Here is a 21470-nt window from a genome sequence, read left to right as displayed (position 1 = left end):
GCAGACCCCATGCTAGTTTCCATCTACATGCCCACCAAAAACCGGCCGGACCTGCTGCGCAGAGCCGTGGCCTCGGTACTCGCCCAGACCCACCGCAACATTGAGCTACTGGTAGTGGACGATGGTTCCACCGACGACACCCCCGCCGTGCTGCAAGCACTGGCCGAGCAAGACAACCGCCTGCGCTTCTTCCGCAACGAAACCTCCCGGGGGGCTCCCTACTCGCGCAACCTCGCCATCAGCGCCGCCAACGGCCAATGGATCACCGGCCTGGACGACGACGACACCTTCATGCCCGAGCGCATCGCCAGCCTGCTAGCCTACTGGCAGGTACTAGAGGCCTCCAAAGCCGCCTTCTCCTGCCTCTATACCCAAGACATCTACGACGACGGCCACACCCTCGTGCCCTCGCAAAAGCGCGGCTCCATGGGCTGGCTGGATATGCTGGAATACAACGTGGTGGGCAACCAGATCTTCACCCTGACCAGCCGCGTCAAAGAAAGCGGCATGTTCGACGTAGACATGCCCGCGTGGCAAGACCTGGACCTATTTGTGCGGGTCATGAAGCAGTTTGGCCCCGCCAGGCTGCTGGATGCCGCCCTGTACCAGCTCAGTGTGGACGACCGCCCCGACCGCATTTCCAAGTCCAAAAAAGCCAGGATCGTGAATGCCTTTGAGCGTATATCTGCCAAGCACCCGGAAGTGGACGACACCGTACGGCAAACCTTGTTTCTCCAGGTGTTTGGCAAGTTGTATGGCCATCGCCCAGACTTGGATGACATCAAGAGATTTATTTCCTATGGTTGGAATTTCAAAAACTCAAAGAGATTTTTGAAACATCTCATTTCCATCTAAATACACGCTACCGTAAACACCTATGAATATAGCTTACGTTCTCGTATCTTTTCCAGAGCCAAGTCAAACCTTTATATCGGAAGAAGCTTTATCTGCCCAGCAATTAGGGCAAAACATAAGCATTCTTTACGCCAACCAAGGCAGCACTTCCGTGGTTCATGATTCTGCTCGTGCATTGATAGAGACGAAACAACCATTCAAAATCAGCCAAACAAAAATCGCCGAGAAAATTGAGGCACTTGCCTATTTATTTATCAAAAATCCAGCAAGAACCATTCGCACACTAATCAGCGCGCTGCAACACAGAAGCCGGGGGTATTTTCGAACACTACCCGCCGCAGCCTGGTGTAAAAAGCAGAACATCCAGTTCCTGCACGCTCATTTTGCCGACACCAATTTTGTCAATGCTGCCGCCATTTCCGAATGGACCGGAATTCCATATGGTGTAACCACACACCGCTATGATATTTTTGACGACCCGCTCAGCGTACCGGATGCATCCAGGCTTTTCAAAAATGCCGGCGCCGTAGTAACCATTAGCGAATTTAATCAAAATCTGATGGTTGAAAAATATGCCCTCAGTCGAGAAGCCATACACCTTGTGCATTGCGGCATTGATTTAAACCAGTTTGCCTATTCACCCCCTCAAACCACCCCCAAAGCCAAAATTAAAATATTGAATGTGGGCCGATTGGTTCCCATGAAAGCACAAGATATTCTGATTCGGGCGCTGAAAATCGCCAAAGACCTTGGGGTCGATTTTCAACTGAATATTGTGGGTGATGGCCCTTTGCTCAATGACCTACAGGCTTTGGCATACAGTCTTGGCTTGGCAGACAACGTCACCTTTTGCGGCGCACAGCCAGGAAATGTGGTGCGAGATGAGTTCAACAATGCGGACCTGTTCGTGCTGTCATCCCGCTCCGAGGGACTACCCGTTGCCTGCATCGAATCTATGGCGATGGGCGTACCCGTTATTGCCACCCGAATCTTTGGCATACCAGAACTAATTGAACACAAAGTAAGCGGATTACTGGTGCCGCCAGACGATCCACAGGCTTTGGCGGAAGCAATCCACTGGGCTTACACGCACACCGAGTCCTTGGTAGAAATGACCCAACAGGGGCGCAAAGTTGTAGAAACCAGTTTTGAAAGAACAGACTGCAGCAAACAGCTGATCTCCCATTGGCAAAAGGCCATTCAACAGAGCTAATGCATCGGCAATAGACTCTTCGCATTTTTTGAATCAATTCACACGGTGCGGTACTGAAAATATCCGTTGCACGCATCCACTCATGCATTGTGTCTTTTCGGGCCAGCATCACCGCTAATAAACCCAAAAGACAAAATATCTGGCTTTGACCCCAGGAAAACGGCCCGCGTAACACGACTGCGTTGAAGCAAATAAAACAACATCCACGGCAAAGCCAGAGCCAAAGCCATACGGACGTGCCGATTTTCGGTCACCCATTCTTGCAATCCCATATGGACCATAGGGTGCAAGAACATAATCACCATGGATGCCTGACCTGCGCTGGCAAGAGCGCTACCCACAAATGATTTTTCGGGTATTTTCTGAGTAACCCGTACAAGCAAATGAACCACGGCCAGGCAAAAAAATAGCGTTATGCCAGGGGTGCCATAGTCAACGTACTTCAGGTTAAGAGTGCGAATGACGCCGCTGACAACCAGCACCAAGCCAAGAGTTGAAACAACCGCCGCGGCCAAGTCAAACCTGCGCATCTGAGCCAAACCATGGGCCTTGTACTGCCACCCCAGAAAGAACAAGGGCAAGGCAAACAACACCACGTCGGCGTTCCATGGAATATGCCATTTGGCTGTAAGGCCCGAAGTGGCATATGCCACGACTAGCAAGAGCGCCATCAATGGCCACAAGACTCTTAGGCTGAAACGCGGAAACAGAACATTGGCCAACTGCTGCGTAAGAAAAAGGCAGGTGATAAACCAAAAGACACCAATCCATTCAAATAAATATCGGCCTCCAAGTAGATCCTTTAGTACGTATTTAGCCAGATTAATAAAGGTTTCAACTTGTGCCACTGCAATAAATTCGCGCAAACCCAGTAACACCAGAAATGCAAAATACGGCACAAGCAAATAGATTGCCTTATCTTTGAAAAAAGCTATTTTATCTGGTTGTGGTTTGAACAAATAACCACTGAGCAGAAAAAATAACGGCATATGCCAAAGATAAATACCACCCAAGATAGGCCCGACGTATATATGACCGGCCACCACCGAGATGATTCCGATGCCTTTGAGCTGATTGATCCACACTATTTTCTTCATATAGCATTGATCATGCCCCTGAATAAGCAAATAAAATGCAGTTATTTGTTACAGCATTAAGGATGTGATCTATGAATCATTCATTTTCAATATACACATTGACACACTTGCACGGGAATGATCACAGCCCCAAACGATGTAAGTACGTCGACATAGATGAAAATTAATCGAAATACTCTGACGAGGCAAGCACCTGCCCCCCTAAAGGAGCCCTATTCAGCCTAATCTTCGCAGATGTAGCGGACATCCGCCGATGCCAAAACTAGAAACTCAACTCGCTCCCAGCGCAATGAATACGAGCACAAGAAGCTATCAATAATAGAGCAAGCTACAGACTGCCACAGTCCTTAAGCGAGTTGTCCGTGGCAGTGCGCATGCAGGCCTAATTTACTCGTTCGAAGATTTTTTGGATTTAAAATCTGAACGATAAACATCATAGTCAGTAAGTCGTTATCACTGCTGGATGAAAATCAGCGACTATTATGCTGACTGCGCTACGGCAACCACATTGTAAGAATTAAACCTATTGCGATGCCGTAAGATTGGCCTCTCAAAATACTTCCAACTGATAGCACTTACAGCGACAGTTACACTAAAAACAATTGTTGCGCTTATAGCCGCCAATAAGTCTTTGGAAAAATGTACAGTCATATATTCAGGCCAATGTACCAGATAGCGCCAACCATGGATAGCAGCGGGATGCATCAGGTAAAAACCATAGCTTATGGTTCCAAGTCCAGCGATGGGCCACCATTCCAGAGCTCGAACAACGACGCTTTGCTGATTTAACACAATCCATAATACTGCGATCGCAAGACTGACAATCGTGAACATGAAAAATAACGAATGTTCCAACAAGGATATTTCACGTACTTTTACACTAAAAAACAAGAAAGCGGCTATCACCACAAAAGCAGACAAACCCGGAATCACAGATAAGGACTTAATAAAACCACGACGATACAACAAAGATGCCAATCCGCCGGCAGCAAGCATTGAAAAGTTACCCAGCGAAAGTAAATATTTTTTGCGTCTGCAACTCAGCATAAAACGATGCCGCAAATATAAAACATATTCCCACAAAAAATGTAGCCGTCAAGATTCTTATATGATGAGCAAAAGCAACATAAAGAAGCAACGGAGCCAAGAAAACGTAAAACTGCTCTTCAATGGAAAGACTCCAGAAGTGGCACAACATCACATCACAAGAACCATTATTTATTTGCCAGAGATTCGCCACATATATTATATACGACCATAATCCATTAGGCATATTTCCATCTCTAACATAAATCCAAACCGTGAATGCAATGAGCACAGCGAAGTAAATTGGAAAGATACGAAGTGATCGACGATAGTAAAAAATCATCATTTCGGAGAAAGCGTTCCCTCCCTTTTCCACATTTTTGCGGTGATCACTGAGAATACCAGTAATTAGAAATCCGCTCAGCACAAAAAATAAGTAAACCGCCATCGCGCCCGCGGGAATACTGACAGGGCGCATATGCCCAAAAAATACAGCTACAACCGCGATTGCGCGTAGTCCATCAAAGCCTTTAATTCGATCGATGCTCATAAAATAATTTTCAATGGAAATGTGATGGAGAAAGTCCGATTAAATGGAAGCTTGAGTACGTTGGCGAAACGACCGGCGTCCGAGCAGCATTCGAGCACCTTTCAACAACGGGCGCTCGACTATGAAGTAGCACAACAATCCTGCGCCAACGCAGACAAGGACGGCTGTTAGGGCGGCGAGTTCAGCCGCAACGCTCGTGAAACCGTACGTGTCAAACCGCCGTAGTGCAGGTTGTGTCACCCGGTAGATCAACAAAATGTGCACCAAATAGATCGAATAGGATGCATTACCCAGGATGACTAACGGTCTTGGCCATCCGCTCTTGGGGGTCATATGAAGCATGCCTACAAACAGCAATGCTGCGGGCAAACCTCGGGACAAGATGCGCAAGCTGCCATCAGCAGGAAATTGTGCTAAGTAGGCCAATGCGACAGCACCAATTAGCATCCAAGGCAAAGGTTTCGGAAAAGGAATACGCTCAGCAACATAGGCAGAAGCAATGGCTGCACCAACTACAAATTCGAAAATCACTGAATTTGCAAAAAAAACATGTGCAGCAGAGTTAGATGGAAATGCCCACCCCAAGATGTAGACCGCCAAGATCACCGTTGCCAACCCGACAAAAACTCGCTGCCTAGCGAGAATCAACACGGCGGCGAAAACCAAATAGAAGAACGCTTCATAGTTCAGTGTCCAGCCGACACCCAATATCGGCTGCAAAATCCCCGACGCGTTAAATGAGGGGATAAAGATAAAAGAAAGCAAGCGCTGGGCCGAAAGGTCAAATGGTAGACCTGGACCAGGCGCTGATTTATAAATAAAAAATACTGCAATGGCTGTGATGACTACGTATAGCGGCCAAATTCTTATGATTCGGTGGATAAGAAAATCAACCACCGACTTCTCTCCAGTCACATACGGCTTGGAAATATAAACCATCAAAAAACCGCTGAGAATGAAGAAAATATCGACGCCCATTGCTCCAATTTCTACCAAGATTGGATTTGATAGAAGCAACGGACTTGGCAGATTGAGCTCTGGCGGTCGATTTATGGTCACGGCCCTAAATGCATGGTGAAAGACCACAGCAAGCGCTGCAAATCCTCTAAGTACCTGCAGTGCAGGGATTTCACGACGTGACATAAATTTCCCAGTCCTTTCAATGACGTATCTAAACGCCGTGTTGTCATAAAAATCGAAATTGCTATATATTTAATAGCGAATCTCGCAGGTACAGTAAGCACAAGTAGCCCCAAAATACCTAAGCATGGGCGGAGATTTATGGCGCAGTCACAAGCTCTGTGGCCTAACTGCCAGATCCCGCGCCCATAGGCCCCACCATCTTCTCGAAACTTCCCACCAACTTTGAATTGCCAAACCCGCTGAGGTGGTCTCCGTCAAAGAACAGTGGCTTGCCGTCTTGGTAAGAACTGCAGGTGTCGGCCGGGCACAGCACCGGTAGTGGGTCCCAAATGGTGGCACCAGGCAACGTAGCCACTACAGCTTGCATGCTGCCCATGGTCTGCGCCCGCCGCTCCTCCACTTCGGCACGCTTTGTCTCCAGGCCACCCTGGCAAATGGGGTTGTGGCTGTTAAACCAGTCTGAGCAGCGGAATGGCGGCGCCTTGAACACCGGCTTCGGAGCCTCAAACACAACCTTCACACCCCGCTGCGCCAACGGCAGCAACGTCTGGGTAGCTTCTGCAACGGCTTCTGCACGTGCCTCTACGTTCCCAGGCAAAGTAAGCGTTACGCCGCCCCACTGGTCGCGCAGACGTGGTACCCGCAGCCCAGGCAGAAAGAACAGGTCACCGGCCTTGGCCACCGCGTTCACCTGGCTCAGCATGGACCTTGTGAACGCAATGCACTCTGGCCGCCCCAAGCGCGTGGGGCCACCCAAGCCGAAGACGGAACAGCCTGGCCCGGTGAACAGCTCGACCGACATGCCAGACTCGCGCACCAACTTTTTCAGCATGGCGGTGTACGCCCCGGCGTGAGAGTCTCCAGCCACAAACAGTGTGCGCGGGTCGGCTGTGCAGCCTTGGGGTTTGAAAGTCTGGCGGTGTTCTCCACCCATAAACTGCTCGGTGGCGATAACGGTGCAGCGCGCTCCTGGCGCGGGCAGATCGCCGTAGGCATCCCAGACGGACAAGTCTCGCGTGACGCTCAGATTGATCCAAGGTCGTGCGGCGGCCACGCTCGCAGCTGCGCCTCCGCAGCAAAGCAAAGCCAGTAAACCGAGGGTCGCCACCTTCCAGCGATCCAGTCGGCTGGCAAATTGGGAGTAGCGCACAGGTTGCTCTACATAACGATACGAAGCGGCTGCCAACAGGAGCGACAGGGCCACGGCCACGCTCTGTTCCACCATGCCCTCCAACCCCACGGTCCAACGGAACAGCACAAACACTGGCCAGTGCCACAGGTATAGCGAGTACGAGCGTTTTCCGACCCACAGTGCCGGGACACTGGCCAGGATTCGGCCAACAAAGGTGGCCTTCGCGCCAATGACCGACACTATCAGCAGCGCAGTCGACAGTACTGGAAGCAAAGCCCAAGGCCAGGGAAATGCCTTGTTGTCGGCAGCTATTAGGCCCAACAGCAGCGCCGTAGCAGCACCCAGCGCCAGCACCTGCTGCACACCGCGCGGCAAGCTGGCCACCACAGGCTGCCAGCGGCCCAGACCAAATGCAAGGGCCACGCCCAGCGCCAGTTCCCAGAAACGGGCATGCAACGAGTAAAAAGCAAAGATGTGCGCAGACGGTGAAACTGCCAGCGAAGCCGCCACCAACGAAGCCAGCGCGAGCGTGCCCAAAATGGCAGCAGCCCATCGCCGATGACCCCGCAGCCAGGCAAACAGCAAGAATGGCGAGAGCAAGTAGAACTGCTCCTCCACCCCGAGTGACCAGGTGTGGGTGAACGGGTTGAATTCTGAACGGGGCGACCAGTAGTCACCTGCCGTCAACGACAACACCACATTGCTGAAGCCAAAGAAGGCGGCCATACCGGTCTTGGTGTTGGTGGCGCTGAGCCAGCCACCACCGGGAACGAGCAGCGTAGCCAAGGTCATGGTGACCAGCAAGCACGCCACCAGCGCAGGAACGATGCGCAGCAACCGACGGGCGTAAAACGCAGCCATGAAGTTGCCCAGCGTTTGGGTAGGTAAGCTGGTGGCGGCATTGGCCACCACAAAGCCAGAGATCACGAAGAACACGTCAACACCCACAAAGCCCGCAGGAACAGAGCCATTCAGGTGGTAGAGAAGCACCGAAAGCACTGCCACCGCACGAAGACCGTCTATACCTCCAAAGTAATTGGAAGGGGAATGCCGTGTTTGGACGTTCATTTTTAATCTTTCGTGTCATTTTTCTGGGCTTCTATCGCGAGCCCACCAACAGAAAAGTGGGGGAACCCACTCCGTCTTCATGCCGATCGACCTAAAACTCGCCCTCCCAGTGGTACACCCACGAGAATTACGAATAAGACACTGGAAACCAAACCGGCCGTTCACGCAATCAAATCGCACAGCACAACCGGTATTTCCATTCAAGCAGTAACCTAGGGCGGCAGGCCCAGATTACATACAAAAACAGCCTCTGGCGCAGTATTTACCTGCGCAGGCAGCTATATTTAATATAGCAACTCAAATCCCACCAGGCCAAGGCTGGAATCGCCCGCCACTCCTTACTTGGCCCCTTACTGCCTCACGCAGCAACGGCTGTACGCCATAGCGTCTTAACAGCCTCGTCCACTACCGATTGAAACCGCTCTTCGGTGAGGGTGGTGGTGATGCGTGTGTACCCACGGCGTGCGATGTCGCTGGCCTGCTGGGGGGTGCGCAGCATGTCTATGCAGTGCTGTGCCAGACCCTGTGCGTCGCTGGCAACAAGCACGTCGCTGCCGGCAGTGAACAGGGGGCGGTGGCCCTCGACCACCAGGGGCGTGGCAATGACCATGCGGCCATAGAGGTAGGGCTCCAGCGCCTTGATGTTGGTGCCCGCGCCCGAGCGCATGGGCACCACGCAGGCGGTGGCCTGGGCATAGGCATCGGCCAGCGAGTCCACAAAGCCCAGCGTTTCCACTTGCGGCGCGCTGCGCCAGCGGGCCAGTCGCTCTGCCTCGCCACTGCCGACTATCAAAAACCGCGCCGGTGGCACCTGCTGCAATACCTGGGGCCAGATGGCTTGCAGGAACCAGTCCACGGCATCGTGGTTGGGCATGTAGTCGAGCAGGCCCACAAACATCAGCACGGGTGCGGAGGGAGGGGCAAAGTCTGGCGGGCCCGCGCGGTCGGCGGGGGGCGGCAGATTGGGCAGTACCGAGCCTGGCAGGTGGGCAAAGACTTTGCGCTCGGCATCGCGGCAGAAGAAGTAGTGGGCGCTGCGCCAGGCGGCGCCCTTCAGGCGACTACGCACGATGACGCGGTCATTCAACAGGCGCAGGCCTACGCCCACCCAGCTTTTCAGGCCACTCAGGGCGCGCCACGGCGGCTCGTATACGGCATCGTCAAAGTCCACCAGCAGCGGCACGCTGGGTGGCAGGGCGAGCTTGAGGGCGGGTTTGACGTAGCGGCTGACCAGCAGGTCATAGCGGGCCAGGTCTACGTGCTGGGCCACTTGGCCGGTGACGTAGTCAGAGGTCAGGTCAAAACGCGGACGGCCCAACAGACCTTTTTGCGCGATTTGCAGGTCCATCACCTTGATGCCCTGCCATTCGGTGGTGGTCAAGGGGTTACCCACCACGGGGCCGTCAACAAAGCTAAGGGCCAGCACCTCCACCGTGCCGTGGCGCTTCAAAGCGTCAATCAGAAACCGCGAGCGCTTGGCCGAACCCCATTTTTGCAAAGGGGATATGTAGGTCAGCAGCAGGATGCTACGAGGTGGGGTCACGTGGGCAGGCTGGTGGGCGGTCAAAGCATCAGGCATTCATGGCTTCCGCCGCTGGCGCGAATCCGCTGCGCTGGATGGCAATGGGTAGCTCCACCAATGACGCGTCTTGCACATGCAACTCCCATACGGTGCTGCCGTCTGCGTGCTTATCGAGCAAGGTAAAGCCGAGCTTGGCGTAGTGGTCTTCGACCAGCTTGTTCTTTTCAGTAGGCAGGTAGCGGCCTATGAGGCGCTGTACGCCGTGGACGCGGGCCTGGGTGATCAGCTCTTGCAGCACGGCGGTTTCGGCTTTGCGGCCCAGCACGCGGCAGCTCATGAGCCAGGTGTCGATGTCCCAGTCGTCCTGCTGGCGGCGGCAGATGATCACGCTGATCATGCCGTTATCACCAAAGGTGTCGGCCAACCGCACTTGCAGGGTGAAAGCGTTGGGGTCTTGCTGCGCGGCGGCCACGTCGGCCTCGGTGTAGCGACGGGTGGTGAGGTTGAACTGGTTGGATTTGTTGATGAGCTGGGCGATACGGGCACGGCCGGTGTCGTCAAAGGGCTGCAGAGTCATCTGCATGTTGAGCGACAACAGGTAGGCGTCCACATCACCCGCCTGTTTTTGCAGAGTGACACGGCGGGCGTTGTCCTGGTAGAAGTCGGCGCGTTTGCGGTCTTCGCCCGAGAAGGCGATGGCTTCAAAGTAACCAGCGGCCAGCAAGGTGCGGGCGTACAGCGCGGCGTTGTCGGGCAGCTCGGGCACGGCCACCTGGGGCAACATTTTGCGTACCAGGCCGCGCTCTACGGGGTTGTCGTCCAGAAACACCATGGCGTCCAGGCCCAGGGAGAGCTCTTCGGCAATGGCTTTGATGTTGGTGGCCTTGTCATTCCAGTTGGCCTGGAAGACGGCAATGTGGTCTTCACGCAGCAGCATTTCAGGGTGCTTCTGGAAGGGCTGACGGGCGATGTTGTCGGTGTTCTTGGACGATACCGCCAGCACCACGCCGCGGTCACGCAGGGCCAGCGCGGTGCGCTGCACATGCAGATGTGCCTCACCGGTAGCGTCACCTTGGCCAATGACGATGCCGTCCAGACCGTCGTCGCCAATCACGCCGCCCCAGACGGTGTTGTCCAGGTCCAGGATCAGGCATTTGCGGCTTTTGCCGCGCAAGGCTGCGATCAGGCGGCAGACGTGGTCTGCGTACAGCGGCAGGAATTCGCTGGAAAAGGGCATTTTGGCCATGTTCCACAGCGTTGGGTCGTGCCAGTCAGCCAGCCCAACTGTTTCAGCCAGATGGGCCACATCAAGCAGCAGATCTTCGGTTCCGGCCACGCTCTGGGCAATGCCCCGGTTCACGTCGTCAATCAGTTGGCGCGGGGTGCCTGGCAGCGCCATGTCCAGGCTGCCAAACGCCGACTCTACCGGGCGAGGCAGGGTTTGCAGGATGCAGATGGCCCTGCTGTTGGTGCGCAGGCCGTTGCGGATCATGGACAGATGGCCCAGGGCCGCCTGCACTGTGTTTTGGGCTGCCTGGGCATCACCTGGCGCAGCATTCAGCGGCAGGCCGCGGTAGTCCACGGCCACCAGCACGGCATCGCACTGGGCCTGGTTGATGGTGGAGTCTGGCGACAAGGCCTCTTGCATGACCTGGTCGAAGTCGGCTTCGACACATTCCAGCGCAATACCGTGGCGGGCGGCTGTGGCCACCAGGGCTGGCACGATGAAATGCGAGGTGGCATTGCTGAGAATGCCAAGGCGAAACGGTACCAGCGGCGCCATAGACAAGCCGCCGTCGCGGGCTTTCTGGACCACTTTGGCCAGCCGATTGAGCTGGTTTTCATCCAGCGCGTGGTTGGCCAGGTGTTGCAGGCGCAAGCCCAGATGGGTTGGTTCGGGCAGCAGTTGACGGCACTGGGTGGAAAAGTCTTCAGGCGCAGCTTGCAGCCAGCCCAGCTGGGAATAGAGATGGTTGCTCATACGCCAATGGCCTCCTCAACAATAAGCGACGCCACTTGTGCGGGCGTCTGGAATGGGGCTTTCTCGCGCTGGGTGGCCAGAAAGCGTTCGTCAAATGCTTCGAGCATGGGTGTTTCGGTGTAGCCAGGCTTCACGGCCCGCACGCGCAACCATGCGTAGTCGGCTGCCAGCATGGCCAGCATGCCAGCCATGCCGTGCTTGGCGATGACGTAGGCGCCCATGCCGGAGGATGCGCCTTCGATGCCGTTTATGCCGCTCCCCATGGCTTGGGTCAACACCCCTACAACGGAACCCTGTTTGTGCTTGCGAAAGCACCGGCGTACAAGCTCAGCCAGCAGGCGCTGCGGGCCCTGCACGTTGACTTGCCACTGCTGCTGCATTTCTTCGGCGGTGATCTTGCCGAAGGGTACAAGGGATAAGGGAGGCGAGCCCGCCAGCACTACGCCGGCCAACATTGGCAGGGCTTCCAGCTCGGCGACCGCCGCCTGGATGGAGGTCTCGCTGGACAAGTCCAGCGCCAGAGCTCGGCCGCCACAGCGCTGTGCTACGGCCTGGGCTGCAGCGGCGTTGCGGTGATAGCCCACAAGGGGCGTGAAGCCTTTTGCGGCGAGCAAATCACATACGGCAGCACCGATACCGCCAGAGCCGCCGGAAACCAGAAACCATTTCTGTGCGTCCATGTTATGCGTGTCCAACGATGACCTCCGCCCTGCCCTTGGCCAACACTTTGCCAGCCGCGCGCACGGTTAGTTTCAATACGACCATGCCGGTGGAGTCCGAGGCCTCTTCGACAATGCCCTCGGCCTGCGCGGCTTGATCTACGTACAGCGGTTTGCGAAAGTCCAGTGCCACACTGGCCCAGACGCTGTTGCGCCCTGGCAGCTGCATGCCGATCAGCTGTGAGACCTTGGCCACCATCAAGGCCCCGTACACCACGGCCCCCTCAAAGCCTTTGCTGCGCGCAAACGCAGCATCGGTGTGCAGGGGGTTGAAGTCTCCCGACAGTTCCGCAAACTGCTGCATCTGCTGGGCACTGATGGTGAAATCGACAACGGCGCGCAGGCCCTCGGTCAGCTCGCCCAATGCCAGGATCTGCGCCTGTGGCTGGGTGGTCATTTCGCCTTGGATTGGATCAAGGACACAAATTCACCGACGTTCTTGAGGCGACCCACTTCAGCGGCCGAGAACTTCAGGCCGAATTTCTTCTCGATGGCCAATACCAGGCGGATGTGGGCCAGGCTGTCCCATTCATCAACATCGTCGGCGGTGAGCTCTGGTGTGACCACGATACTTTCGTCATCGAACACATCGTGAAAAATGGCAGTGAGTTGTGTGTAAATTGCGTCGATGTCCATGGCTGCTTTCTTTTAAGGATGAGGTTGTAATCTGTCAGGGAGTCTGGGCACTTAAAACGGAGGCCAAACGTTGGGCCCAGGCGGGGGTGACCCGGGGCTTGGGATGTACTTCATCGCTGAAGTCATTGTCGGCATTGGCATCTTCCATTTTCAGCACCTTGACTGCCGCATGGGTCTGTAACTTGGCGAGCAGTGGGTCGACTCGGCGACGGTAGTCTGCCCACAGCGGAGATCCTTGTGCGTGCCATTGAGGAATAGGCATGTCCACCAAAACCACTTTTCCGCCATCTGCCAGGATGCCGTTGACCATGGTCTCCAATACCTGAAATGGGGCATCTGTCAGCGCATCGGTGTCACCCATGTACGCGCGCCAGAATTCGAAATACTTGCGCTTTTCCTCCGTGCTCAAGACGACTGCATTGCGCTGGGCGTCCGTCAGGCCTGCGGGGCGACCAGACATGGATGCTCGCAGTGCACTGGTCAGGTCACGGGCCGTGCGATCGAGCACCAGGTAGGGGTGTATGAGAGTGGTACCAAAGTCCAGGTAGCTGGGTGGCAGCACGGGTTTGGGGCCCTCTTCGGTGCGGCGATAGAAGCCGTAACGGTAACGCTCTATGTCGATATCGGTGTCGCCACCATGCCGGTCAGGGGTAAACCAGCGCGCCCGGTCCTCGGCAAAAACTCCGTACCACAGGCCAATCACCCAGGTGTTGTGGCGCCGCGCGTCCGGGGTCTGAACTTCTCTGACTAGGTCTACGATCTGGTTGATCTGCGTGATGTTGGAGCCACCCACTGAGAGGTTATGCACTTGCATGCTAGGCACCAGAGCCTGCACCTGCGGCTGCTTGAAACCGACCAGCATGTTGGACGCCCCCACCAGGATGGCCTTGTCGTCCAGCGAATTAAGCTGGGAGCGCGCCATGAACACATATTTGGGCTCAGTCAAAAACAAGGACGATCCAGCACTGCCTGCATTGAGCCGCTGGCTTAACTCAATGCGCGGCACCAACAATAAGCACGCCACCAGTAACACACCATACATGGCCACCAAAGCGCCGAGCAAGAGCCCAATTTGTTTGAAAATCAGCTTCATCAAAACGCTCGGTAAACGAATTCTGGTGCCTTGTGGAAGAACGAGGCGACTGTCGCAATCAATAGTATTTGCAGTGCAAGCACCATATTGCGCGCAATTACACCACTGGAAGCTTTAGCCATCGCTACACGCAGAGGCACAAGCTGTGCCAACAACGCATCCCACACATAAAACACCAAGCCCGCCAACATGGCCAGCGCCAAGTAGCAGCCCAAGTACCCCACCGCCCCCAAGCGCCGCAGCAAAGCCAGAAGCTGTGGCATATCGACCCATAAGCAGGTCAGTGCCAGCGCAAAATAGGCCAGCGTCAGCCCGCGCGAAAAGTAGATGGCAAGCGGGGTTTCAGCCCGGGCTTTGTAAACCTTCTTGCCCAGGCGTTTGACGATCATGACCTGCCAAAGCTTGTTGATGCTAGCGCCTGCCCCCATCAGCAAGCCATAGACCACAAACACGGAAGTGGTGCCGTGCCACACACCCATGATGAGAAAGGTCACAAAAAATGCCACAACGCCTAGATACGGGCCTGCCTTGGGCGAGGTGAACCGCGTCGCCAATACCGTTAGAAAGGGGTTGAAAACATAGGTTTTGAACCAATCCGACAAGGTCATGTGCCAACGCGACCAAAAGTCGAGAAAGCTGCGCGCCAGGAATGGCTGGTTAAAGTTTTCAGGCAGTTGCATGCCCATCAGTTCGCCGACACCAATGACGATGTCCATATAGCCCGCAAAATTGGCATACAGGTAAACCATGTAGCACACAGCCGCCGCCACATACATTGCGCATAACAGGGGCCACGCCGTGGTTGCAGCAGTGTCCAGCACACGCCCTGACAGGCTGTCAAACAGGTATTTGAAGATGGCCGAAAACACGCCCACTTTCACAAAACCCAGGATGACGCGGGCAAAAGCCTGGAATACCCGGTGTTCGTCCAATGCCAGAGACTGCTCTTTAAAGCGCATGTAGTCCTGGTAGCGCTGGATCGGCCCCGCCACAAATGTCAGGAAATTGCAGGTGTAATTCAAAAAATCCAGCAATGACACTGGGCCCGACAAACCGCCCTGCTTGGCATCGACCATAAGGTGCAATACGCGAAACAACACGTAAGACAACCCGATGATCAGGTAAGGAAACGGCAGCAGCAATGACGCGTCTAGAAAACTAAACTTCTTCAGATAAATGAATCCGACGATGGCAACAACTACACCAAGCCAGAGACTGAGCGCAGAACGGCTGCGCCGCACCATTTCGATCAAGCCGTAGCACACCAGCAAAAATACCGCCAACGGCAGAAGCTGAACGGCGCTGTCGACATAGCACCAGATGAACACTGCATTCGCACCCAATAAAACGGTGCTGCGGACAATGGCTTGGTTGGTCGCATTAAAAAGCAGCACAACGGCTGCTACAAAGACCAAAAAGATCGGAGAAGTAAATGCCACAGGTGAAATTCAGCCTAGGTTGAACTGTTTCAGTACCGGCTGCAGGGCGTCACGAACGCGCTGGTAACCCAGGGGTGAGATGTGCAACTTGTCCGCACCAAAGTATTCGGCATGGGGCGAGCCGTCTGGATCAACCAGCAAACCATAGACGTCCAACACCGCAACATTTTTGCGACCTTGGGCAGCTGACGTAATGAGCTTGTTCAGCTCAATCACCTGACGCGGGTCCACTGGGGACTGTGGATGGTTGCGCGGCGGTACCGTGCACAGCACGATAGGAACACCGGGCAATTCCTTTTCGGCTTTGTCCAGCATGTCAACGATATTGCTACGGCTTTGCTGCACATCCTGCAATGCGCTCAGGTCATTGGACCCTGTCAGCAACACGATGGCTTTGGGGTGCAGGTCGAGAACGTCTTCCTGGAATCGAAACAGCAGACCACGGGTAGTTTCACCACCGATGCCACGGTTGGCCACCGGCAAGCCCGGCAAATCTTTGGCCAAGCTACCCCAGCCGCCCACCAGCGAATCGCCAGCAAACACCACACTGCCCTGCTTGCGCGTACGCTCTTGCCAGAAGCTCTTGCGGTTGTCGTTCATCCAGCCAAACACGCGGATAGCCCCTTTGCCCGGCCAGTCCTTCGCATCAGTAGGAAACGGTGTCGGCCCCGAAGCCATCTGCGCGGCGGAAGTATCCGACTGGTTTGCGCCAGGCACCTGGGCATAACCCGAAGTCACGAACAAGGATGCCCAACTCAATAAAAAAACTGCAGCCGATTTATGCATCTTATGACTCGAAAAAGTTGACCCATTTCATCCATCAAAATTTTCGGACAGCTTTGCATGAAACCAGCAGATCCACACTCTCTCGGCTTCAGCGATCAGAAAATCTGATTCCGTTCAACTCAGGAACGACCAATACCGAAGTACTCGATACCAAGTTGCCGAATGAACTTAGGCTCATAAAGATTGCGCCCATCGAATACAACGGGCTGCTTCAAGCGGCTCTTGATTGCATCAAAGTCAGGACTACGGAATTCCTTCCACTCGGTCACAATGACCAGTGCATCAGCTCCGTCGAGAGCGCTTTTGGGACGACCAGCAAACGTCAACCGAGGTTCATCCCCAAAGATGCGCTCAGCTTCGGTCATGGCCACGGGGTCGTAGGCGGTAATGGTGGCACCACGGCGTAGCAACTCAGCCACAATCACGCGGCTGGGCGCATCACGCATGTCGTCGGTATTGGGCTTGAAGGCCAAGCCCCACAGCGCAAAGCGACGACCAGCCAAGTCTTCACCGAAGCGCTCAACGATTTTTTGGACCAACACGTGCTTCTGGGCATCGTTCGCGTCTTCCACTGCCGAAAGCACGCGCAACTCTCTTCCATGCTGGTTCGCGGTTTTGATTAATGCTTTGACATCCTTGGGGAAGCAAGAGCCGCCATAGCCACAGCCAGAATACAAAAAGTGGCTGCCAATGCGTGGATCGCTACCAATACCGGAACGCACCAACTCGATATCTGCACCGAGCACTTCGGCCAGATTGGCAAGTTCATTCATGAAGCTGATACGGGTTGCCAACATGGCGTTGGCGGCGTACTTCGTGAGTTCTGCCGAACGCACGTCCATTAACACCAGTTTTTCATGGTTACGCTGAAACGGGCCGTAGAGTTGGCGCATCAGGCCAATAGCCTGCTCGTCGTCTGCGCCCACCACGATACGGTCGGGGCGCATGAAGTCTTCAATGGCTGCGCCCTCTTTCAAGAACTCGGGATTAGACACAACGCTGAATTCGAGCTTGCTCTCACGAGCCTGCAATTCCGACTGCACTGCGTCACGCACCTTGTCAGCGGTACCCACGGGTACGGTGGATTTGTCCACCACAATACGGTAGCCATCCATGTGCTTACCGATATTGCGGGCGGCCGCCAGCACATATTGCAGGTCGGCAGAACCATCCTCATCAGGTGGCGTACCCACCGCAATAAATTGGACGGTACCGTATTGCGCAGCCCGCTTCACGTCGGTTGTGAAGGATAGACGGCCCGCCTCGACGTTACGACGTACCACCTCCTGCAAGCCAGGTTCATGGATGGGTATACCGCCGCTCTCCAAAATCTTTATCTTGGCCGGATCCACGTCCAAGCACAGCACATCATTGCCTACATCCGCCAAACAGGCCCCCGAAACCAAGCCTACGTAACCGGTACCAATAACTGTGATCTTCATGAAAAGCGGCCTCTTATCAAAATATTACGGAGAGAACTAGATCAAATGAATTCAAAGCAAAATTCATGCATGAACTGCTCAAATCAAACAAGTTTAGTGTTGTAGGTGTGACAGCTTAGCTGGCACAGGCACTTTCTCTCCGAAACGACATGATCGACAGAGGAGCGAGGACGCCTCAAGATGGCTAAGAATATTGCCGCCAACTCTTGACCAGCCACCCCAAAAACCAAAGTTTGGATACAGGCATAGCAACAAAACCATGACGGCATACGGGGCATTAAGGAGGTTTCAGGAGAGTGGCCCCGAACTCTCCTGATTGTTAAATAAGGATGTGAAAAACCACCAAACTAACGTGCGTAAAGCAATGCCCTGCCAGCAAGCCAAAGTTCACTCCAACTTTGGCTTCGTACATCTAGCGAGACAACCGGCGTTTACCAATAACAACAATCATAGCCAAAGCCCCCAGCAACGCCAGGGCACTATTCTGCGGTAACTCATTGGCGAGCGGCTTGACATCAGCCACCGATTTCGCAGCCTCACTCATGGAAACTTGCGATGATTGCCCCATTGCAGGAGGCACGTAGGACGTCTTCACCATACGGGCTGCAACTGCTGCTTCCATACGTGAAGCATGGGTGCCAGCATTTTGTGATGCCAAAGCACTTGCCGCCGAGGCCAGGCCCAATACCGAAATGGCCAATAAAGATGTCATTTTTTTCATAAATCCCCCTAGAGTCAACTATCACGAGGCACAAGAAACTTTTTGAGCAGCATCAAACTTTTGCCACTCACTATTCGCGTTAACCCTAGTCTATCGAAAATACTATGCAGCAACACCAAATAATGCTGCACCGCAACAGATTGTTTCAATCATTACGCAGAGATGGCATGGCTCATGGGTGACCAGAAGACGCGTGCAGGCCACACTTTGGCAAGGAAAGCCATGGGCGAAGTGGCCGGAGCCGCTTCAAACTGCTAACGGATATAGATATGAAACCCACGGCGCGGAAGGAACTCGCGCATACGAGACTTGGCACCATGTCAGAGACTTACCCCCTTCGTATGGGTGGTAATAACGTCAGGATTCCAGGCGTACCGTGACTTGATCTGAAACGTTCTGCAGGCAATTGACTGGCACGAGGCCCGCAGCCATCTCCGCCAAGGGGTGCAATACAAAAGCACGCTGCCACATGCGCGGGTGCGGCACGGTCAACGCCGGGCTCTCGATTCGGGCTGCGCCAAACAACAGAATATCCAGGTCCAGCGTGCGTGGTGCGTTCCGGTACGGGCGCAGGCGCCCCGCCGATTGCTCTATTTTCTGTAGCTGCACCAGCAGATCAGGCGCGCACAAACCCGTTATTACTTCAACAACCGCATTGACATAATCTGGACCAGCCGAGTCCACGGGGGCGGTGCGGTACAGCGAGGAACGTTGCACCACCTGGGTCTGCGGCAGCGCGTGGATGGCATCCATGGCGGCCAATAGCGTGCCCGCGGCATCACCCAGGTTGGCGCCGAGAGCGATGTAGGCGGTAACTGGTGCGCGTTGCTGCTCAGGCATCGGAGCCGGCCGCGGGCGCGGCACCGCCCGCACCGGGCTTGCGACGGCGGCGGCGCTTCTTAGGGGCAGCTGCTACGTCAGACTCAGGGGCCGCGTCCACGGCGGCTGGCTGGTCTGCAGGCACACGTGGCTGTGAGACCACACGGGGTACACGCACGGCCTTCTGGCGGCGACCCTGCTCTTCGCGGGCCTGGGCCAGCAGGTCTTCGCGCTGGTCATCGCTGCCGGTAGTGAACTCCTGCCACCAATCGGCGATAGATTGATCCACCTCGCCGGCATCGGCGCGCAAGCGCATGAAGTCGAAGGCAGCACGGAAGCGCGGCTGGTCGATCATGCCGTAGGGGCCGCTGCCCACGCGCTTTTCAAAGCGCGGCTGCATCAGCCAGGTCTCGCGCATGTCGCCGGCCAGCTTGCCGCGACCGGATACGTCACCAATGCGGGCGTTGAACACGTCTTCGATAGCATCCTGCAGCGCCACGAAGGGCGGCTGGCGGCCCGTCCGGGCAGCCCAGCCTTCACGCACATCGGCCCACAGCACACACGCCAACAGGAAGCTGGGTGCAACGGGCTTGCCCTCGCCGACACGGCGGTCCGTGTCTTGTAGCGCGGCCAGCACAAAGGGCTGGTCGGCGCGCTCCACCACCACGTCCAGCAAGGGGTAGATACCAGTGGCCATGCCGAGCTTGCGTAGTTGGGCGATGGTGGCCACGGCGTGGCCCGTTTGCAGCAGCTTGAGCATTTCATCGAACAAACGGCTTTGCGGCACATCGGCCAGCAACTTCTGCGAATGCACCAGCGGCGCGGCGGTTTTAGGCTCGATAGTGAAACCCAGGGCCCCCAGCTTGGCAGAGAAGCGTACGGCGCGGATGATGCGCACCGGGTCTTCGCGGTAGCGGGTGGCCGGGTCGCCAATCATGCGGATGACGCGGTTCTTGGTGTCCTTGATGCCGCCGTGGTAGTCCACCACGATCTGACTCTTGGGGTCGTAGTACATGGCGTTGATGGTGAAGTCGCGGCGGGCCGCGTCTTCATCTTGCGGGCCCCAGACGTTGTCGCGAAGCACTCGGCCACTGGAATCGACCGCGTGCTTCATGTTCGCCAGCTCGCTCTTGCTGGTGCGCTCGTTGCCGGCCACCTGCTCGGCGGCGGCGTTGTCCATATAGGCGCGGAAGGTAGAAACCTCGATGACCTCGTTTTCGCGACCCCGCCCATACACCACGTGGACGATGCGAAAGCGACGGCCAATGATGAAGGCGCGGCGGAACAGGCCCTTGACCTGCTCGGGCGTGGCATTAGTGGCCACGTCAAAATCCTTGGGGCGCAGGCCCACCAGCAGGTCGCGCACGGCGCCGCCGACGATATAGGCCTCGAAGCCAGCCGCCTGAAGCGTGCTGACCACATTGATGGCGCGCTCGTCCACCAAAGAGGGGTTGATGCCGTGCTCGGTGACCGGTATTTCAGCGCGTTTGCCGAATTTCGGCTGTTTCGCGACGGGCTTTTTGCCCAGCAGTTTGTCGATAAATGTCTTGATCATTGGGAATTAGGAAAACAGCTCCAGTATGCGCCAGCCGCGCTCCTGGGCAATTGCGCGTAAACGCGCGTCGGGGTTGGTGGCGACAGGATGCTGGACTTTTTCCAGCAGTGGCAGGTCGTTGATGGAGTCGGAATAAAAGGTGGCGTCCACATCCTGCCAGCCCAGGCCCCGTTGGGCCAGCCATTGTTCCACGCGGGTGATCTTGCCCTCGCGAAAGGACGGCACGCCCTGGATGTTGCCGGTGATCCAACCGCTCGCGTCCTGCTCCAGATCGACCGCAATCAACTCCTCCACGCCCAGCGCCTGGGCGATGGGCCGGGTGACGAAGGCGTTGGTGGCGGTGACGATGACCAGCTGTGCACCCGCCTCGCGATGCTGTTGAAGCAAGTCCAGCGCCTGCGGCGTAATGGAAGGCTGCACGACTGTGCGCATGAAGTCTACGTGGGCAGCTATGGATTTAGTAGCACCCTGGCGCCGAGCTGCCGCGGTGGCAAAGAGCACGTACTCGTGGATATCCAGCGTGCCGGCCTTGTAGTGGGCGTAGAAGTCGTCGTTGCGCTGCTTGAACACTACAGGGTCGGTCCAACCGATATCGGTGGTGAAGCTGCCCCAGGCGTAATCGGAATCCATGGGGATCAGCGTGTGGTCGAGGTCGAACAGCGCCAGTTTCACA

Annotated in this window: 20 protein-coding genes; 2 read left to right on the top strand and 18 right to left on the bottom strand. The window is 55.6% G+C overall.

Translation table 11 applies throughout. The features are described 5' to 3' along the window. Nucleotides 1-9: 9 nt before the first annotated feature. Nucleotides 10-855 (top strand): glycosyltransferase family 2 protein, encoded by an 846-nt coding sequence (locus tag AC07O2_RS19365; RefSeq protein ID WP_495077375.1) that lies wholly within the window; start codon nucleotides 10-12, stop codon nucleotides 853-855. A 22-nt stretch (nucleotides 856-877) separates the two neighbouring features. After that, nucleotides 878-2068 (top strand): glycosyltransferase family 4 protein, encoded by a 1191-nt coding sequence (locus tag AC07O2_RS19360; protein ID WP_495077374.1) that lies wholly within the window; start codon nucleotides 878-880, stop codon nucleotides 2066-2068. 80 nt (nucleotides 2069-2148) lie between these two features. Here AC07O2_RS19360 and AC07O2_RS19355 read toward each other — a convergent pair whose 3' ends face one another. From AC07O2_RS19355 to AC07O2_RS19270, 18 genes are all read right to left on the bottom strand, one after another. Next, nucleotides 2149-3165: an acyltransferase family protein gene (locus AC07O2_RS19355; RefSeq protein WP_495077373.1), complete on the bottom strand. Its 1017-nt coding sequence runs from the start codon at nucleotides 3163-3165 to the stop codon at nucleotides 2149-2151. A 480-nt stretch (nucleotides 3166-3645) separates the two neighbouring features. Further along, complete coding sequence (locus AC07O2_RS19350; RefSeq protein WP_495077372.1) at nucleotides 3646-4161, bottom strand: acyltransferase family protein; 516 nt, start codon at nucleotides 4159-4161, stop codon at nucleotides 3646-3648. Nucleotides 4162-4168: 7 nt separating this feature from the next. Further along, nucleotides 4169-4741, bottom strand: a complete 573-nt coding sequence (locus AC07O2_RS19345; RefSeq protein WP_495077371.1) for an acyltransferase family protein — start codon at nucleotides 4739-4741, stop codon at nucleotides 4169-4171. A 39-nt stretch (nucleotides 4742-4780) separates the two neighbouring features. Then, nucleotides 4781-5884: an acyltransferase family protein gene (locus AC07O2_RS19340; protein ID WP_495077370.1), complete on the bottom strand. Its 1104-nt coding sequence runs from the start codon at nucleotides 5882-5884 to the stop codon at nucleotides 4781-4783. 163 nt (nucleotides 5885-6047) lie between these two features. Further along, nucleotides 6048-8084: an acyltransferase family protein gene (locus AC07O2_RS19335; protein WP_495077369.1), complete on the bottom strand. Its 2037-nt coding sequence runs from the start codon at nucleotides 8082-8084 to the stop codon at nucleotides 6048-6050. A 358-nt stretch (nucleotides 8085-8442) separates the two neighbouring features. Beyond that, nucleotides 8443-9627, bottom strand: coding sequence for a glycosyltransferase (locus AC07O2_RS19330; RefSeq protein WP_495077368.1), 1185 nt, complete (start codon nucleotides 9625-9627; stop codon nucleotides 8443-8445). A 28-nt stretch (nucleotides 9628-9655) separates the two neighbouring features. Beyond that, a complete protein-coding gene (locus tag AC07O2_RS19325) occupies nucleotides 9656-11587 on the bottom strand; it encodes an HAD-IIIC family phosphatase (RefSeq protein WP_495077367.1) in 1932 nt (643 codons plus the stop codon). Next, nucleotides 11584-12267 (bottom strand): SDR family NAD(P)-dependent oxidoreductase, encoded by a 684-nt coding sequence (locus AC07O2_RS19320; protein WP_495077366.1) that lies wholly within the window; start codon nucleotides 12265-12267, stop codon nucleotides 11584-11586. The genes AC07O2_RS19325 and AC07O2_RS19320 overlap by 4 nt, the downstream gene beginning before the upstream one ends. Nucleotide 12268: 1 nt before the next feature. Further along, nucleotides 12269-12703 (bottom strand): MaoC/PaaZ C-terminal domain-containing protein, encoded by a 435-nt coding sequence (locus AC07O2_RS19315; protein ID WP_495077365.1) that lies wholly within the window; start codon nucleotides 12701-12703, stop codon nucleotides 12269-12271. After that, the gene (locus AC07O2_RS19310) at nucleotides 12700-12942 is read right to left on the bottom strand and encodes an acyl carrier protein (protein WP_495077364.1); all 243 of its coding nucleotides are present in this window, start codon (nucleotides 12940-12942) and stop codon (nucleotides 12700-12702) included. The genes AC07O2_RS19315 and AC07O2_RS19310 overlap by 4 nt, the downstream gene beginning before the upstream one ends. Before the next feature lie 34 nt (nucleotides 12943-12976). Then, complete coding sequence (locus AC07O2_RS19305) at nucleotides 12977-13888, bottom strand: hypothetical protein (RefSeq protein ID WP_495077363.1); 912 nt, start codon at nucleotides 13886-13888, stop codon at nucleotides 12977-12979. A 146-nt stretch (nucleotides 13889-14034) separates the two neighbouring features. Next, nucleotides 14035-15474, bottom strand: a complete 1440-nt coding sequence (locus tag AC07O2_RS19300; RefSeq protein WP_495077362.1) for an MBOAT family O-acyltransferase — start codon at nucleotides 15472-15474, stop codon at nucleotides 14035-14037. A 9-nt stretch (nucleotides 15475-15483) separates the two neighbouring features. Further along, nucleotides 15484-16233, bottom strand: a complete 750-nt coding sequence (locus AC07O2_RS19295; protein WP_495077361.1) for a GDSL-type esterase/lipase family protein — start codon at nucleotides 16231-16233, stop codon at nucleotides 15484-15486. Nucleotides 16234-16379: 146 nt separating this feature from the next. Continuing rightward, nucleotides 16380-17702 carry a UDP-glucose dehydrogenase family protein gene (locus AC07O2_RS19290; RefSeq protein ID WP_495077360.1) on the bottom strand — a complete coding sequence of 441 codons (1323 nt, stop codon included), beginning with the start codon at nucleotides 17700-17702 and terminating at the stop codon, nucleotides 16380-16382. A 412-nt stretch (nucleotides 17703-18114) separates the two neighbouring features. Next, nucleotides 18115-18423, bottom strand: a complete 309-nt coding sequence (locus AC07O2_RS19285) for a hypothetical protein (protein ID WP_495077359.1) — start codon at nucleotides 18421-18423, stop codon at nucleotides 18115-18117. Nucleotides 18424-18780: 357 nt separating this feature from the next. Beyond that, entirely contained in the window at nucleotides 18781-19263 is a 483-nt protein-coding gene (folK, locus tag AC07O2_RS19280; RefSeq protein ID WP_495077358.1) for a 2-amino-4-hydroxy-6-hydroxymethyldihydropteridine diphosphokinase, read from the bottom strand. Then, the gene (gene pcnB / locus AC07O2_RS19275; RefSeq protein ID WP_495077357.1) at nucleotides 19256-20797 is read right to left on the bottom strand and encodes a polynucleotide adenylyltransferase PcnB; all 1542 of its coding nucleotides are present in this window, start codon (nucleotides 20795-20797) and stop codon (nucleotides 19256-19258) included. Before pcnB ends, folK begins: the two co-directional genes overlap by 8 nt. A gap of 6 nt (nucleotides 20798-20803) precedes the next feature. Next, nucleotides 20804-21469 carry a histidinol-phosphatase gene (locus AC07O2_RS19270; protein WP_495077456.1) on the bottom strand — a complete coding sequence of 222 codons (666 nt, stop codon included), beginning with the start codon at nucleotides 21467-21469 and terminating at the stop codon, nucleotides 20804-20806. Between the last annotated feature and the right edge of the window lies 1 nt (nucleotide 21470).

The sequence above is a fragment of the Rhodoferax sp. GW821-FHT10B06 genome, from assembly GCF_059415605.1.
Note: the sequence above shows the minus strand (reverse complement) of the source record. Positions and strands in the feature narration are given on the sequence as shown.

Coding starts and splice junctions, on each gene's coding strand:
- AC07O2_RS19320 (WP_495077366.1), bottom strand. CDS start 12,267: ATGGACGCACAGAAATGGTTTCTGGTTTCCGGCGGCTCTGGCGGTATC.
- AC07O2_RS19340 (WP_495077370.1), bottom strand. CDS start 5,884: ATGTCACGTCGTGAAATCCCTGCACTGCAGGTACTTAGAGGATTTGCA.
- AC07O2_RS19350 (WP_495077372.1), bottom strand. CDS start 4,161: ATGCTTGCTGCCGGCGGATTGGCATCTTTGTTGTATCGTCGTGGTTTT.
- AC07O2_RS19355 (WP_495077373.1), bottom strand. CDS start 3,165: ATGAAGAAAATAGTGTGGATCAATCAGCTCAAAGGCATCGGAATCATC.
- AC07O2_RS19335 (WP_495077369.1), bottom strand. CDS start 8,084: ATGAACGTCCAAACACGGCATTCCCCTTCCAATTACTTTGGAGGTATA.
- AC07O2_RS19325 (WP_495077367.1), bottom strand. CDS start 11,587: ATGAGCAACCATCTCTATTCCCAGCTGGGCTGGCTGCAAGCTGCGCCT.
- AC07O2_RS19290 (WP_495077360.1), bottom strand. CDS start 17,702: ATGAAGATCACAGTTATTGGTACCGGTTACGTAGGCTTGGTTTCGGGG.
- AC07O2_RS19310 (WP_495077364.1), bottom strand. CDS start 12,942: ATGGACATCGACGCAATTTACACACAACTCACTGCCATTTTTCACGAT.
- AC07O2_RS19365 (WP_495077375.1), top strand. CDS start 10: ATGCTAGTTTCCATCTACATGCCCACCAAAAACCGGCCGGACCTGCTG.
- AC07O2_RS19360 (WP_495077374.1), top strand. CDS start 878: ATGAATATAGCTTACGTTCTCGTATCTTTTCCAGAGCCAAGTCAAACC.
- AC07O2_RS19285 (WP_495077359.1), bottom strand. CDS start 18,423: ATGAAAAAAATGACATCTTTATTGGCCATTTCGGTATTGGGCCTGGCC.
- AC07O2_RS19315 (WP_495077365.1), bottom strand. CDS start 12,703: ATGACCACCCAGCCACAGGCGCAGATCCTGGCATTGGGCGAGCTGACC.
- folK (WP_495077358.1), bottom strand. CDS start 19,263: ATGCCTGAGCAGCAACGCGCACCAGTTACCGCCTACATCGCTCTCGGC.
- AC07O2_RS19345 (WP_495077371.1), bottom strand. CDS start 4,741: ATGAGCATCGATCGAATTAAAGGCTTTGATGGACTACGCGCAATCGCG.
- pcnB (WP_495077357.1), bottom strand. CDS start 20,797: ATGATCAAGACATTTATCGACAAACTGCTGGGCAAAAAGCCCGTCGCG.